The sequence below is a fragment of the Ruegeria sp. HKCCSP351 genome (genome assembly GCF_017872535.1).
Taxonomy (GTDB): Bacteria; Pseudomonadota; Alphaproteobacteria; order Rhodobacterales; family Rhodobacteraceae; genus Ruegeria.
Genome location: NZ_JAEDOV010000003.1, coordinates 405,990 through 420,399, shown reverse-complemented (window position 1 = coordinate 420,399; position 14,410 = coordinate 405,990). Strand labels below are relative to the sequence as shown.

General features: G+C 59.6%; 10 protein-coding genes. 8 read left to right on the top strand and 2 right to left on the bottom strand.

The genetic code is table 11. The features are described 5' to 3' along the window. Positions 1–69: 69 nt before the first annotated feature. Entirely contained in the window at positions 70–531 is a 462-nt protein-coding gene (locus I9182_RS09130) for a hypothetical protein (RefSeq protein ID WP_209504760.1), read from the top strand. A 159-nt stretch (positions 532–690) separates the two neighbouring features. Beyond that, positions 691–2,493, top strand: a complete 1,803-nt coding sequence (locus tag I9182_RS09125; protein WP_209598023.1) for a hypothetical protein — start codon at positions 691–693, stop codon at positions 2,491–2,493. Positions 2,494–2,519: 26 nt separating this feature from the next. Here the strand turns inward: I9182_RS09125 and I9182_RS09120 are convergent, their stop codons facing one another. After that, entirely contained in the window at positions 2,520–3,644 is a 1,125-nt protein-coding gene (locus tag I9182_RS09120) for a beta-ketoacyl-ACP synthase III (RefSeq protein WP_209598022.1), read from the bottom strand. Positions 3,645–3,802: 158 nt separating this feature from the next. Here I9182_RS09120 and I9182_RS09115 point away from each other — a divergent pair, with 158 nt between their 5' ends. The 3 genes from I9182_RS09115 to I9182_RS09105 are packed head-to-tail and all read left to right on the top strand — an operon-like array spanning position 3,803 to position 8,363. Then, a complete protein-coding gene (locus I9182_RS09115) occupies positions 3,803–4,270 on the top strand; it encodes a MarR family transcriptional regulator (RefSeq protein WP_209598021.1) in 468 nt (155 codons plus the stop codon). Next, entirely contained in the window at positions 4,267–5,304 is a 1,038-nt protein-coding gene (locus I9182_RS09110; RefSeq protein WP_209598020.1) for an efflux RND transporter periplasmic adaptor subunit, read from the top strand. Before I9182_RS09115 ends, I9182_RS09110 begins: the two co-directional genes overlap by 4 nt. Positions 5,305–5,315: 11 nt before the next feature. Next, the gene (locus I9182_RS09105; RefSeq protein WP_209598019.1) at positions 5,316–8,363 is read left to right on the top strand and encodes an efflux RND transporter permease subunit; all 3,048 of its coding nucleotides are present in this window, start codon (positions 5,316–5,318) and stop codon (positions 8,361–8,363) included. A 65-nt stretch (positions 8,364–8,428) separates the two neighbouring features. On the opposite strand, the gene carB is transcribed toward I9182_RS09105, so the two are convergent. Further along, positions 8,429–11,782: a carbamoyl-phosphate synthase large subunit gene (gene carB / locus I9182_RS09100; RefSeq protein WP_209598018.1), complete on the bottom strand. Its 3,354-nt coding sequence runs from the start codon at positions 11,780–11,782 to the stop codon at positions 8,429–8,431. A gap of 178 nt (positions 11,783–11,960) precedes the next feature. Between carB and I9182_RS09095 the strand changes: the two genes are divergently transcribed. From I9182_RS09095 to I9182_RS09085, 3 genes are read left to right on the top strand one after another with little or no spacing between them, the layout of a single operon-like run. Next, on the top strand, positions 11,961–13,088 hold the full coding sequence (locus tag I9182_RS09095) for an aminodeoxychorismate synthase component I (protein WP_209598017.1): 1,128 nt from the start codon (positions 11,961–11,963) through the stop codon (positions 13,086–13,088). Then, the gene (locus tag I9182_RS09090; RefSeq protein WP_209598016.1) at positions 13,043–13,690 is read left to right on the top strand and encodes an aminotransferase class IV family protein; all 648 of its coding nucleotides are present in this window, start codon (positions 13,043–13,045) and stop codon (positions 13,688–13,690) included. The genes I9182_RS09095 and I9182_RS09090 overlap by 46 nt, the downstream gene beginning before the upstream one ends. Further along, complete coding sequence (locus tag I9182_RS09085; protein WP_348540390.1) at positions 13,687–14,358, top strand: CPBP family intramembrane glutamic endopeptidase; 672 nt, start codon at positions 13,687–13,689, stop codon at positions 14,356–14,358. The genes I9182_RS09090 and I9182_RS09085 overlap by 4 nt, the downstream gene beginning before the upstream one ends. Positions 14,359–14,410: the final 52 nt, after the last annotated feature.

Sequence of the window (14,410 nt, the reverse complement as noted above, 5' to 3'; positions counted from 1 at the left end):
GGGAAATTTCCCGACGCTTTCCCCGGTTTGGACATCGGGCAGGCGTTTGCAGGTAACAAAGGTAAATCAATGGCAGATATCGGGGCCTATCTGAAGAAACACACAGAAGCGCTGGTCAAAGATGTCGGAATAGAAGCTGCTTGTGAAATTACAGGAAAATCCAAGGCGACTCTGGGCCGGTATTACTCGGACAACGCAGAACACGCGGACAGGTTTATGCCTGTGGATGCGGTGGCCCGGCTTGAAAACGCAGCAACTTATCCGCATGTGACATCCGCGCTGGCGGATCTGAAAAACATCACCCTGTCCTACAGCGAACGCAACACCGAGGAATCACGCACAGGCGGTGTGAATTCGGATGTCATCGCGCTCAGCCAGCGGTTTGCAATGCTGATGACGGAATATCAGGCCGCAATCGAAGATGGCATCATCACGGTGAACGAAGCCAAAAGGCTGCTGAAAGAAACCAGTTTGCTTCAGCAGGTCCTGATTGAAATGAAACTGCACCTGGAAGAAGAAAGCGTCAGCTAGGCCTGATTGCGGACCGTTACCGGCCAAATTCCGCCAGCCCGGATTGCAGCAGATATCGTGCGTTTTGCGGCATGATCACCAACCGGACCCTGTGCCTCAATTCAGTCACGTCTTTCCGATAAGCCGCGGCGCAGGCAAGATCGTCAAGGGCAGTAAACCATGCAGAAAATGCAGGGAAATTACAGCGTTCTCGCAGACCGTATGGTTTGGCGGTCGTTCCTGTTCGTCTATGCGCTTTTTCTGGCCACGGTGCTGTTTGGCGCTTATCAGGAAGGCCCTGATGACGCGATGCGCTGGGTCATGGTACAGGACCTGCTGGCGGGGCAGGGCTGGTTTGACGCCTATCAGCATCGGCTGGGGCCCGGTGACGGCACGCTGATGCACTGGTCCCGGCTTGTCGACGCGCCGATCGCCGGGATCTACGCGTTGTCCGCGATGGTCGTGCCACCCGACAGCGCCTTGCAAGTGACCGCGTTTATCTGGCCAGTGCTGCTGGCGGGGCTGACCTTGTGGACCTTTGCCGTCACTGGCGCAGCGTTGGGCGGGCGAAATGGCGCGATTTCGGCATTGGTCGTCGGTGCGCTGACGCTCGAACACTATCGGAAGTTCGACTATTTCTCGTTTGACCACCACAATGTTCAGATTCTGCTGTTTGCAGCGGCCCTCATGTTCTTTGTCCTGCGCAAGGCCAAACCCTCTGCTGCGGGGTGGCTGGGTGTCTGTCTGGCCCTTTCGGTGTCCATCGGAACCGAATCAATCGTGCAGGTCGCGATTATCGCGGTGTTCCTTGCGATTGACTGGATCGTGACCGGCACAGCCGCCCGCCGCCGCACCATGGTGTTTGGAGCCGGGCTGGCGCTGACCCTGTTGCTGGCCAGCGTTGCAACAACGGGACGTCAGGGCTTTCTGTTTCCAAGCTGCGATGCCCTGACGATCAGTGTGGCCCTGCCGGCCGGGATCGCGGCCCTGTGCCTGTGTGCAGCAGCCTGGGTCGGGTCGGGTTGGTCCCATTGGGGGCGCTTCGGCGCGTGTCTAGCGATTGGCGCTGTAACACTTGGCTGCGCTTACGCATTTGCGCCCTACTGCCTTGAAAACCCGATTGCGGACCTGCCTCAGGACATGCGTGACTTCTGGCTCAGCCAGGTTGCCGAAGCGCAGAATATCACCGTTGTGCTGGAACTGCATTTGGGCGAGGCTGCGGCCCTGATCGCCATGTCCGTCATCACAGCGGTTGCAGCGTTGTTCTTTGTCCGTCAGTCACAAGACAAAATGGACTATCTTCTGTTTCTGGCGCTGATTGTGACCGGGTTTTCCATGTTTCTGTACCAGTCCCGGATGATGACGTTTCTGGGCGTGTCCCTTGTGGCTGTTCAGGCTCAGATGCTGCGCGCCCTTTACATCAGTTACAGAACCCATGGTCGCACGCTTTCCGGCCTGGCTATGGTAGGCTTTGTTGTCTGCGTCTCGCCAAAGATCGGCATCAGCGTGGAAAAACAGCTGGGACGATTTGCGCGCCCCTCCCTTGCGGCACCCGTCGCCGAGGTCGCGCAGGATTCGCAAAACGACGGCGCCGCCTGCAAGGCGCCCCAGGCTTACGCGGCCCTGAAAAACCTGCCAGCCGGCATGGTTCTGGTCGATTTCGATTTTGCGGCAGAGGTGCTGCGCTATACCAATCATTCGGTTCTGGCGGGCAATTATCACCGCAACCGGGCCGGAATTCAGGCGCAGATTGCGGTTTTGCGTATGGATGCGTACCAGGCCGGTCCGCGTCTTGCTGCGCTGGGTGTAAGCTATGTGCTGCTTTGCACCGCTGCGCCCCGTACTGAATTCTGGGATTGGGCATCTCAGGGGCGCGGGCTGCAATCCCAACTGGCAAAGGGTGAAACCCCCGCCTATCTCAGCCGGATTGATGGTGGGGAAGGGGCCGCGTTTCAGGTTTTTCAGTTGGCTGCCGATTTCTAGGCCGTCCGCGCTTTGCGGAATGCCGATCAGGCGTGACGCTTCACGATCACCGATCCAACCGAATACCCGGCCCCAAAAGAACAGATCAGGCCCAGATCGCCCTCTTGCAGATCGTCAGAGTATTTCGAAAACGCAATGATCGACCCTGCGGATGAGGTGTTCGCATAATCCTGAAGGATATTGGGTTGCTCGCCCGCCTCGGGTTCGCGGCCCAGAACCTTCTTGCCGATGAAATCGTTCATCGTCTTGTTGGCCTGATGCAGCCACAGGCGTTTGAGGTCGGTATTGCTGACCCCTTCGGCCTCCATATGGTCGCTGATATGCTTGCTGACCATCGGCAACACTTCCTTGAATACCTTCCGGCCGTTCTGCATGAACTGCATGTCGCGGCGGTCAATCACACCATCGGGGCGCGACCGGCGCAGGAACCCGTTATTGTTGCGGATATTGTTGGAAAAGGCGGTGGCGCAACGTGTCGACAGGATTTCGAAATGCGGGCCTTTTGCGTCTTCGATCCGCTCGATCAGCGTTGCCGTTGCCACATCGCCAAAGATAAAGTGACAATCCCGGTCGCGCCATTCCAGGTGGCCCGAGCAGATTTCAGGGTTCACCACCAACGCTGCGCGCACCGACCCAGACCGCACCATATCCGCCGCCGCCTGAATGCCGAACGTGGCCGAAGAACAGGCGACATTCATGTCAAAGCCAAACCCGTCGATGCCCAGTTCCTGCTGAATCTCGATTGCAATCGCCGGATAGGCGCGTTCATGGTTCGAGGCCGCGCAGATCACCAGATCGACATCCGCCGCCGTACGCCCCGCCTGCGCCAGCGCCTTCCTGCAGGCATCCACTGCCATCTCGGTCATGATCCCGGGCTCGTCATCGCTGCGCTGGCGCAGCGTCGGGTGCATCACGTCGGGGTTCAGCACCCCGGCCTTGTCCATCACATAGCGGTTATGAATGCCCGACGCCTTGACGATGAACTCTTCCGAGGAATGCTGCATCGCCTCCATCTGCCCGGCTGCGATGGCCTCGGCATTCTTCGCGTTCTGCTTGTCGGCATAGGCGTTGAACGCTTCGACAAGCTCGGCGTTGGTGATGACGTTTTCCGGCGTGAAGACACCGGTACCGGTGATGGCGGGGGTATACATGGCGGGCCCTGAATGTTTCGGATTCGCCCAAAATGCAGTCATGGCGTGATTTGATCAAGATATGTTGACCCAAGGGAATCCGTTCCGGGTACAGTTTCATATCTTGAATAGTTCATAAATTGAAGTATATCGCCCCGTAACCCGCGCGGAGACCCTCAATGCCCGACGATATCAGTGCCAGACTGGGCCGCCTCAGCCCCGAGATTCAGGCGATCATGGGCGTCTATGCCCTGTACTGGAAACTGGAAGAGACCTTTGACTGTATCGAAACAGACCTGAGCCACCCGGAATGCCACATGCTGATCAAGCTGGATCAGCCCAAGCGCATGGGCGTTCTGGCCTCTGATATGTTAAGCGTCCCATCAACGATCACCGCCACTGCGGATGCCCTCGAAAAAGCGGGCTATCTGATGCGGCGGCGTGACCCCGAAGACCGCCGCGCCTGGTTGCTGGTGCTGACAAAGCAGGGCGAAGAAGCCCGCAACATGCTGGTCGCCGCCGCCGGAGACCTGTTTCACCGGGCCTCGGGCCTCAACGAACAAGAAACTGCCGAATTCGCGCGACTGGCACGCAAAATCCGCGACAACGTATTGAAAACGGGAATTCCCGAGGGATTGAAGAAATGAAACTCCTGACCTCTCTGGGCCTTGCACTGGCCATTCTGGCAACCCCGATTGCCGCTCAAGAGACCCCGAAACCGGTGAAACTCATCCAGGTGCGTGAAACCGCGCCCGGTTTCACGCGGCAGTTTTTCGGCCGCGTCGCCGCGCGCCAGACCGTTGATCTGGCCTTTCAGGTTGCGGGGCAGATTGTCGAAATGCCCATCAACGAAGGCTTCGTGATTCCCAAGGATGGCCTGATTGCCCGTCTGGATCAGGAACCGTTCGAGCTGCGCCTTGATCGGGCTCGGCTGCAAAAGGAACAGGCCGACCGCACCGTTGCGCGCCTGTCGCGCCTGCGCGGTACAACCGCCAGCCAGGTGGCCGTGGACGATGCCGAGACCGAGGCGCAACTGGCCGCGATTGCCCTGCGCGACGCGGAATATGAACTGGAACACGCCACGCTGACCGCGCCCTTTGACGCGCTGGTCTCAAGCCGCTCGGTCGAGGCGTTTACCACCGTCTCGGCAGGCACGCCCATCGTCCGCATTCACGACATGTCCGAACTTCGCATCGTGGTCGACGTGCCCGAGATCCTGTTTCAACGCTCCGGCCAGAATGATCAAAGAACAATCACTGCCAAATTCCCTGCCAGTGACGAAGTCTTCCCGCTGGAAATCCGGGAATTCGACGCTGAAACCTCCAGCGTCGGTCAAACCTTCCGCATCCAGTTCGGCCTGACCCCGCCCGAGGGGTTGCTGATCCTTCCCGGTTCTTCCGTTACCGTCAACGTTCAGGTGCAGGACAACCGCACAGGCATCATCGTACCGGCGACCGCTGTTGTCGCCGACGCAAACGGCGCGCTGAACGTCATGGTGTTTTCCCCGGTCGGGGCGGATGAGGGCACCGTGCGTCGCGTCCCGGTGACCATCGAGCCCACGCAAACCGGCGATGTCCGGGTGCTGACGGGCCTGTCTGACGGGGATGAGGTCGTTGTGGCCGGGGGCGCTGTGCTGACGGATGGTCAGACGGTGCGCCGGTTTGCCGGTTTCGCGAACTGAGGGGCTGACAGATGAACATCGCCCGCGCCTCAATCGACCGGCCGCTTTACACATGGCTGGTCATCCTCATTGCCCTTGTTGGGGGCATCTGGGGGTTCATATCGCTTGGCCGTCTGGAAGACCCGGCCTTTACAATCAAAAACGCGGTCATCGCCACGCAATACCCCGGTGCCACCGCCGAGCAGGTGGCGCTGGAAGTATCGGAACCGCTGGAATCCGCCATACAGCAGATGGGCGAGGTGGATGTCATCACGTCGGTCAATCAACCCGGACGGTCCCTGATCGAGGTCGAGATCAAGTCGACATATGACGGCACCGAACTGCCAGCCATCTGGACCCGGCTCAGGGCCAAGGTGCGCGACGCCGCGCGTGGCCTGCCATCGGGCGTCGGCCAACCGTTTGTGAATGACGGGTTCGGCGACGTGTTCGGCCTGTTCTATGCGGTGACCGCCCAAGGGTTCTCGGACGCCGAAAAGCACGAACTGGCAACCTTCCTGCGGCGGGAACTGCTGACCGTTGACGGCGTTGCGGATGTCGAGGTTCAGGGCCTGCCGGACGAGGCGATCTTCGTCGAACCCGATCTGGCGATTTCCGTGAACCAGAATGTCCCGCTGCAAGCGATCAACCAGGCCATCGCCAATGCGGATTCGGTCAATTCCTCAGGGTCCTTGCGCTCTGATAACGACCGCACCACCATTCTGACGGCCGAAGGGTCGGACAGTGTGTCGGCCATTGCGGGCCTGTCTGTCGGTTCGCAAGGGCAGGTGATCAACCTCTTTGACATGTCCGATGTCTATCGTGCCCGTCAGAACGACCCCGACATCATTATCCGCTACAACGGGACCGAGGCCTTCACCTTGGGCATCGCGGGTCTGGCCACCGAAAACATTGTCGAAGTCGGCAAACGCGCTGACGCCAAATTCGCGGAGTTGAACACAAGCATTCCCTTCGGTGTCGAAATCCTGCCGGTCTATCAGCAACATGTGGTGGTCGAGCAGGCCTCGAACGACTTTCTCGTGAACCTTGCCATGTCGGTGGCCATCGTGGTCGCCGTGCTGGGCATCTTCATGGGCTGGCGCGCGGCCATTGTCGTCGGCTCGACCCTGCTGCTGACCGTGGTCGGCACGCTTCTGTTCATGTCGCTCTTCTCAATCGAGATGGAACGAATCTCATTGGGTGCCCTGATCATCGCCATGGGGATGCTGGTGGACAACGCCATCGTCGTGGCCGAAGGGATGCAGATATCCATGCTGCGCGGCCAGTCCTCGCGCGATGCGGCCGAGGATGTGGCGTCAAAAACCCAGATCCCGCTGCTGGGGGCGACCGTGATTGGCATCATGGCCTTCGCGGGCATTGGCCTCAGCCCTGACGCAACCGGAGAATTCCTGTTCTCTCTGTTCGCCGTGATCGGCATTTCACTGTTGCTCAGCTGGGTTTTGGCGATCACCGTCACGCCGCTTTTGGGGCATTACTTCTTCAAACAGGGCAAAGCAGGCGAGATCGACGCATACGGCGGCCTCCTGTTCCGCACCTATGGTGCGATCCTGCGCTTTGCGCTGCGCTTCCGCTGGCTGGTTGTTGCTGGTCTCGTCGGCGTAACCGTGGTGTGTTATGCCGGGTTTGGGCTGATGAAACAGCAGTTCTTCCCCAACTCCAACACGCCTTTGTTCTTTGTGCACTACAAACTGCCGCAGGGCACACCGATTGCACGAACCGCCGAAGACATGGCGGTGTTCGAAGAGTGGTTGGCAGCCCGCGACGACGTGGTCTCGGTCGCGACCTTTGTCGGCCAGGGGGCTACTCGTTTCATGCTGACGTATTCAGCCGAAAAGCCGAACCCCAGCTATGGGCATATGGTCATCCGCACAGCAAGCCTGGACGACATCCCGGCGCTGCAAGCGGACCTTGAGGCGTTTGGGTCCGTCCAATTCCCCGAAGGTGAGTTCGGCACTAAGCGCCTGGTTTTTGGCCCCGGCGGTGGTGATCCGATTCAGGCCCGGTTCTCGGGCAGCGATCCGGTCGTGCTGCGCCAGCTTGCTGATGAGGCAGTGCAGCGCATGGCAGCCGCATCCCCGAACGCGCTGCTGGTTCACCACGATTGGCGCGAACAGGAACTGGCGCTGCAACCGATCTATGCCACCGAACGGGCGCAGACAGCCGGTGTCACACGCGAAGACATCGCCGCCACCCTGCAATTCTCGACCGACGGCATTACGGGTGGTGTGTTCCGCGAGCGCGACCGCCTGATCCCGATCATCCTGCGCCGACCCGCGGACGGAGATTACTCGATCGTCGATCAGGTCGTGTACTCGGACCAGTCGGAAAAGTTTGTACCAATTGAACAAATGGTGGATGGATTCGAGTACAAAACGCTCAATACGCTGGTTCACCGTCGTGATCGGGTTCTGACCATCACCGTCGGCGCCGACATCCCGCCCGACCTGACAGCGGCACAGGTCCACGCCGAAGTGCGCGACGCCATCGAGGCCATCGACCTGCCACCCGGCTACAAGATGGAATGGGGTGGAGAGTTCGAAAACTCGCGCAAAGCGCAGGCAAGCCTGGGCAGACAATTGCCATTGAGCCTGCTGATCATGGTGTTGATTTCGGTCCTGTTGTTCAACGCGATCCGCCAGCCGATCATCATCTGGCTGCTGGTGCCGATGTCCGTGAACGGCGTGGTAATCGGCCTGCTGGGAACAGGGTTGCCCTTCACCTTCACGGCACTTCTGGGCCTGCTCAGCCTGTCGGGTATGCTGATCAAGAACGGCATTGTTCTGGTTGAGGAAATCGATCTGGTCCGCGCCACAGGAAAGCCCCTGCGCGAGTCAATCATCGAAGCATCCGTGTCGCGTTTGCGGCCCGTCATGCTGGCGGCTGTCACGACCATTCTGGGCATGGCGCCGCTGCTGACGGATGCGTTCTTCGTCTCGATGGCAGTGACGATCATGGGCGGTCTGGCATTTGCCACCGTGCTGACAATGGTCGCGGCACCGGTGTTCTATCTGCTGTTCTTCGCCCGTGACGAACGAAGAAAGACGGTAGAAAATCCTGCGTAAAATATTGGAACTAAAGAAAAGCCCCAGAGTTTCCTCTGAGGCTTTTCCGTTTGGTTCAGGGGTCTTTACCCCTGTAGCGATTTCACCTCAACGTCGCCCTCAGCTTGTGCCTTGATCGCCAGTGCTGCGGCATTGGCCCCAGCTGCGGTGGTGAAATACGGGATCTTGTCGTACAGCGCGATCGAGCGGATGGCCTTGCTGTCCTCAACCGCCTGCGCACCTTCGGTGGTGTTCATCACCAGCTGCACCTGACCGTCTTTCAGCATGTCCACCACATCCGGGCGGCCTTCGTACACCTTGTTCACCACGTCACAGGCAACACCCTGTTCGTCCAGCCAGCTTTGGGTGCCGCGCGTGGCCACAAGCGTGAAGCCCTGATCAACCAGAACCTGCGCCGCTTCCAGCATGGCTTTGCCCTTGTCGGCATCCTTGATCGAAATGAACGCACGGCCAGAGGACGGCAGCACCATGCCCGCGCCCATCTGCGCCTTGAGGAACGCGCGCGGGAAGTCACGGTCCCAGCCCATCACCTCGCCGGTCGAGCGCATTTCCGGGCCAAGGATGGTGTCGACGCCGGGGAAACGGGCGAATGGCATGACAGCCTCTTTCACCGAGAACCACGGCATGTCCGGATCGGCTAGCGTCATCTGGTCGGCGATCTTGGTGTCCTTGCCTTCCTGATAGGGCGGGCGCATCGGGAAATCGGCCAGTTTCTCGCCCGCCATGACGCGCGCCGCAATCGACGCAATCGCACTGTCAGTGGCCTTGGCAACAAACGGCACGGTGCGCGAGGCGCGCGGGTTCACTTCGATCAGATAGATCTCATCATCCTTGATCGCGAATTGCACATTCATCAGGCCAACGACATTCAGCGCCTTGGCCAGTTTGAATGCCTGTTCCTTGATCTGCCCGATGATCTCTTTCGACAGCGAATAGGGCGGCAGCGAACAGGCGGAATCGCCCGAGTGAACGCCCGCTTCTTCGATGTGCTGCATGATGCCCGCGACGTGAACGTCGGTGCCGTCACACAGCGCATCTACGTCCAGCTCGACCGCGCCCGCCAGATAGCTGTCCAGAAGTACGGGGCTGTCGCCCGAGACCACAACGGCCTCGTTGATATAGCGTCGCAGCTGATCCATATCGCGCACGATTTCCATCGCACGACCGCCCAGAACGTAAGAGGGGCGGATGACCAGCGGGAAACCGATCTCTTCGGCAATCTCCAGCGCCTTTTCATCGGTCGAGGCAATACCGTTTCTGGGCTGTTTCAGGCCCAGTTCATTGACCAGCGCCTGGAACCGTTCGCGGTCTTCGGCCAGGTCAATTGCGTCCGGTGTGGTACCCAGAATCGGAATACCCTCGGCCTCAAGCGCGTTGGCCAGCTTCAACGGTGTTTGACCACCGAACTGAACGATCACGCCGTGCAGCGTGCCGTTTTCCTGTTCCTTCGTCAGGATTTCCATGACGTGTTCAAAGGTCAGCGGCTCAAAATACAGACGGTCCGAGGTGTCATAGTCGGTCGAGACCGTCTCGGGGTTGCAATTGACCATGATGGTCTCGTACCCGGCCTCGGTCAGCGCATAGCAGGCGTGGCAGCAGCAATAATCGAACTCGATCCCCTGACCGATCCGGTTCGGACCACCACCAAGAATAACGACCTTCTTGCGGTCGCTTGGGCGTGCCTCGCATTCGACATCGCCCATCATCGGGGCTTCGTAAGTCGAGTACATATAGGGGGTTTGCGCTTCGAACTCGGCGGCGCAGGTATCGATGCGTTTGAAGACCGCGGTGACGCCCAGATTGTGGCGGGCGCGGCGCACGTTATCTTCGCTGCGGCCTGACAGGTTGCCCAGACGCGCATCGGTGAAGCCCAGCATCTTGAGCTTGCGGATGCCTTCTTCGGTCACTGGCAGACCGTCCTTGCGCACGGTGCGTTCGGCTTCGATGATCTCGCGAATGCGGGCCAGGAACCAGGGGTCAAACTTGGTGACGCCAAAGATTTCGTCGTCGCTCAGGCCATGACGCATGGCTTGGGCGATGGTGCGCAGGCGGTCAGGGGTCTGCTTGCTGATCGCTTTGATGACATGCGCTTTGTCGTCGCTGCTTTCGACCTCATCCCACAGGCCGATGCTCAACCCCGGAACTTCGATCTCATCAAACCCGGTCAGGCCGGATTCCATCGAGGCCAGCGCCTTCTGCATGGATTCGTGGATGGTGCGGCCGATGGACATCGCCTCACCCACCGACTTCATTGCAGTGGTCAGATAGGGTTCAGAGCCGGGGAACTTCTCAAACGCGAATTTCGGGATCTTGGTGACGACATAGTCGATGGTAGGTTCGAACGACGCAGGCGTGACCTTGGTGATGTCGTTGTCCAACTCGTCCAGCGTGTAACCAACGGCCAGTTTCGCGGCAATTTTGGCAATCGGGAAACCCGTCGCTTTCGAGGCCAGCGCCGATGAACGCGACACGCGCGGGTTCATTTCGATCACAACCATGCGGCCATCATCGGGGTTGATCGCCCATTGCACGTTCGAGCCACCGGTTTCCACCCCGATCTCGCGCAGCACGGCGATCGAGCCGTTGCGCATGATCTGGTATTCCTTGTCGGTCAGCGTCAGGGCAGGGGCCACCGTGATCGAGTCACCCGTGTGCACGCCCATCGGGTCCACGTTTTCGATGGAACAGACGATGATGGCGTTGTCGGCAGTGTCGCGCACCACTTCCATCTCGTATTCTTTCCAGCCCAGCAGGCTTTCATCGACGAGGATCTGGTTGACGGGCGAGGCATCTATGCCCGAGCGGCAGAAATGGATATAATCCTCGCGGTTATAGGCCACACCGCCGCCTGTACCACCCAAGGTAAAGGCCGGGCGGATGATGGCGGGCAGGCCGATTTCCTCCAACTCGTCCAGAGCGATCTGCACACCTGCGTCCAGATCGGCAGAGCCGTCGGCCTTCTTGGGGGCGGTCACGATGGTAGCTTTGGGGTTTTCCAGCCCTAGCCGGTCCATCGCCTCGCGGAACAATTTTCGGTCCTCGGCCATCTCGATGGCGTCGCGTTTGGCACCGATCATCTCGACACCGAACTTGTCCAACACTCCCATCTCTTCCAGCGCGAGCGAGGTGTTCAGACCGGTTTGCCCGCCCATTGTGGGCAGCAGGGCGTCCGGGCGTTCCTTTTCGATGATCTTGGCGACGACCTCGGGCGTGATCGGCTCGATATAGGTGGCATCGGCAAGTCCGGGGTCTGTCATGATCGTCGCCGGGTTCGAGTTGACCAGAATAACCCGGTAACCTTCTTCGCGCAGGGCCTTGCAGGCCTGAGCGCCGGAATAATCGAACTCGCAGGCCTGACCGATAACAATGGGACCAGCCCCGATGATCATGATCGACTTGATGTCGGTTCTCTTCGGCATGGCCTAGCCCCTTCGATTTTGCACGAGTCGCGGGCGCCGCCCAAGCGCCCAAATTGTCGTGCGTTATAGGGACCACGCAGAAAGGTTCAAGGGGTATCGGAAACAGAAGCGAAATTGCCGCTTTCCCCCCTTTCCCCTGCCAGAGTATTCTCTATATCGCCCTTCACGGCAAAAGAGGATGCAGTTGCGTATTCGTTTTGATCAGGGACCAGCCGGTCGCGGAACCCGGTTTCAGCGCCCGTCTCGGATTATCCGCGCGGATACGGCGGAGGACGTGCCCCAGGCTCTGGCGGCGCTGGATGAGGCGCGCGCGGGCGGAGCCTGGCTGGCTGGCTATGCCAGTTATGAACTGGGATATGTGCTTGAATCCCGGCTGATCAAACTTTTGCCGGAATCGCGTCGGCTGCCCTTGCTGTGCTTTGGAGTTTACGGCGCGCCGGATCGGGTTTCTTTACCGACGCCCGCAGGCGAGGTGCGCGCGTTTCAGCCGCGCTGGGACGAGGCGCGCTATGGCGAAGCCTTTCAAGTGGTGCATGATGCCATCGGTGCAGGCGATATCTATCAGGCGAACCTGACCTTTCCGATTGATCTGACCGTCTCGGGCAGCAGTGAAGCCCTTTATGCGGCGCTGGCAGCGGGGCAGCCTGTTGGGCATGGCGCGCTGGTGCAGCAGGTCGGGTTGCCGGATTTGCTCAGCCGCTCGCCAGAGTTGTTCTTCCGCACAGACGCGGATGGAAAGATCGAAACACGACCGATGAAGGGTACACAGCCGCGCAGCGAAGACCCGGATGAGGATATGCGGCGCCGGGCGTTTCTGACCACGGACGAAAAGAACCGGGCGGAAAACCTGATGATCGTCGATCTTCTGCGCAACGATATCAGCCGTGTCGCGCTGCCCGGTTCAGTTCATGTCCCGGAACTGTTCAAGGTCGAAACCTATGCGACTGTGCACCAGATGGTTTCGCTTGTCCGCGCCCAGTTGCTCAAATGCGCAGGGCTCAGCGACATACTGACGGCTCTGTTTCCTTGCGGTTCGATCACGGGCGCCCCCAAAATTCGCGCCATGGAAATTCTGGCCGGGCTGGAACCCTGGCCGCGCGACATCTATTGTGGCACCATCGGCTGGGCCGCGCCTGATGGCCGGTCCGAGTTCAACGTGGCCATCCGTACGCTGATGCTGGAAGCCGATCAGGCCACGCTGAACGTGGGCGGGGGCCTTGTCTGGGACAGCACCGCCCCGGCAGAATATGAGGAGGCGCTATGGAAAGCCCGCTTCGCCCGCCAGCTGAGCCTGATTTCCGCCTGATCGAAACGCTGGCCTTTCGGCCAGGTCGGGGCTTTGTCCGAAAAGACCGTCACCTTGCGCGCATGGCCCGAACCGCTGCGGCCTTTGGCCTTACCTTTAACCCGGATGCAGCGACCGCCGCGCTGGATGGCGCGTTGGGCGACACACCTTTGCGATGCCGTCTGACACTGGACGCATCGGGTGCGTTCGAATTGACGACCGGGGTTCTGGCCAACAATCCCCCGGTCTGGCGCATCGCCCTGTCCGAACAGCGGCTGGCATCCAATGATCTTTGGCTGCGTCACAAGACAAGCCGCCGCGCCCTATATGACGATGCCCGTGCCGGGCTGCCGGATGGCATAGACGAGGTGTTGTTCCTGAATGAGCTTGATGAGCTGTGTGAGGGCACCATCAGCAACCTTTTCATCGAAAAGCAGGACGGCCGTATTCTGACACCTGTGCTGTCCAGCGGTCTGTTGCCGGGCATATTGCGCGAAGAACTACTGGATAAAGGAACGGTGTCCGAGGCCGTGCTGACCCTGAGCGACCTGAAAAATGCACAAACTGCCTACATGGGCAATTCATTGCGTGGGCTGATCCGGGTGGAGCTGATAGACACGTGACCAAAGACAGCGCGATGGTCGGACCACCGGTTGCATTGCCGCGGTTAAGGGTTGAGTTCGGCCTGTTCTATATTGTTCTGCCGCTGATCATCGCGGTTTTGTTTCCACCGAACTGGATGCTTCCGGCACTGTTTGCCTTGACCGGGTTGGGGATCATGCTGCTGCATTGGACACCGGGCTTTCAATGGGCCGAGCTGCGGTACGATTGGGCCAACTGGTCACTTCGCGAAGTTGTGCTGTTTACCGCTTTCATGTCCGTGTTTTGCTTCGGGCTGATTCAGGTGACACGCCCCGACGCCGCGTTTTTTCTGCCAGTACACCGCCCTGAGATGCTGGCGTTTATCTGGATCGGTTATCCTGTTTTGTCTGCACTGCCACAGGAACTTCTGTTCCGCCCACTGTTCTTCCGTCGCTATCACGCGATCCTGCCAGAAGGGCGCGCGGCATATGTGCTGAACGCTGCCATCTTCTCGTTCGCGCATCTGATGTATTGGAGCTGGATTGTCGCCCTCATGACATTTGCGGGCGGGCTGCTGTTTACTTGGGCCTACAGGCAGCGCGGTTCGTTCTTCTACGCGGTGCTGCTGCACGCGATTGCGGGCAATATCATCTTTGCGGTCGGGCTGGGTGTCTATTTCTACTCAGGCAACGTGCAAAGGCCGTTTTGACAGGGCGACCCGCCTTGACTTTCCGGGCCTGACAGGGTGTATCGGCGCGACG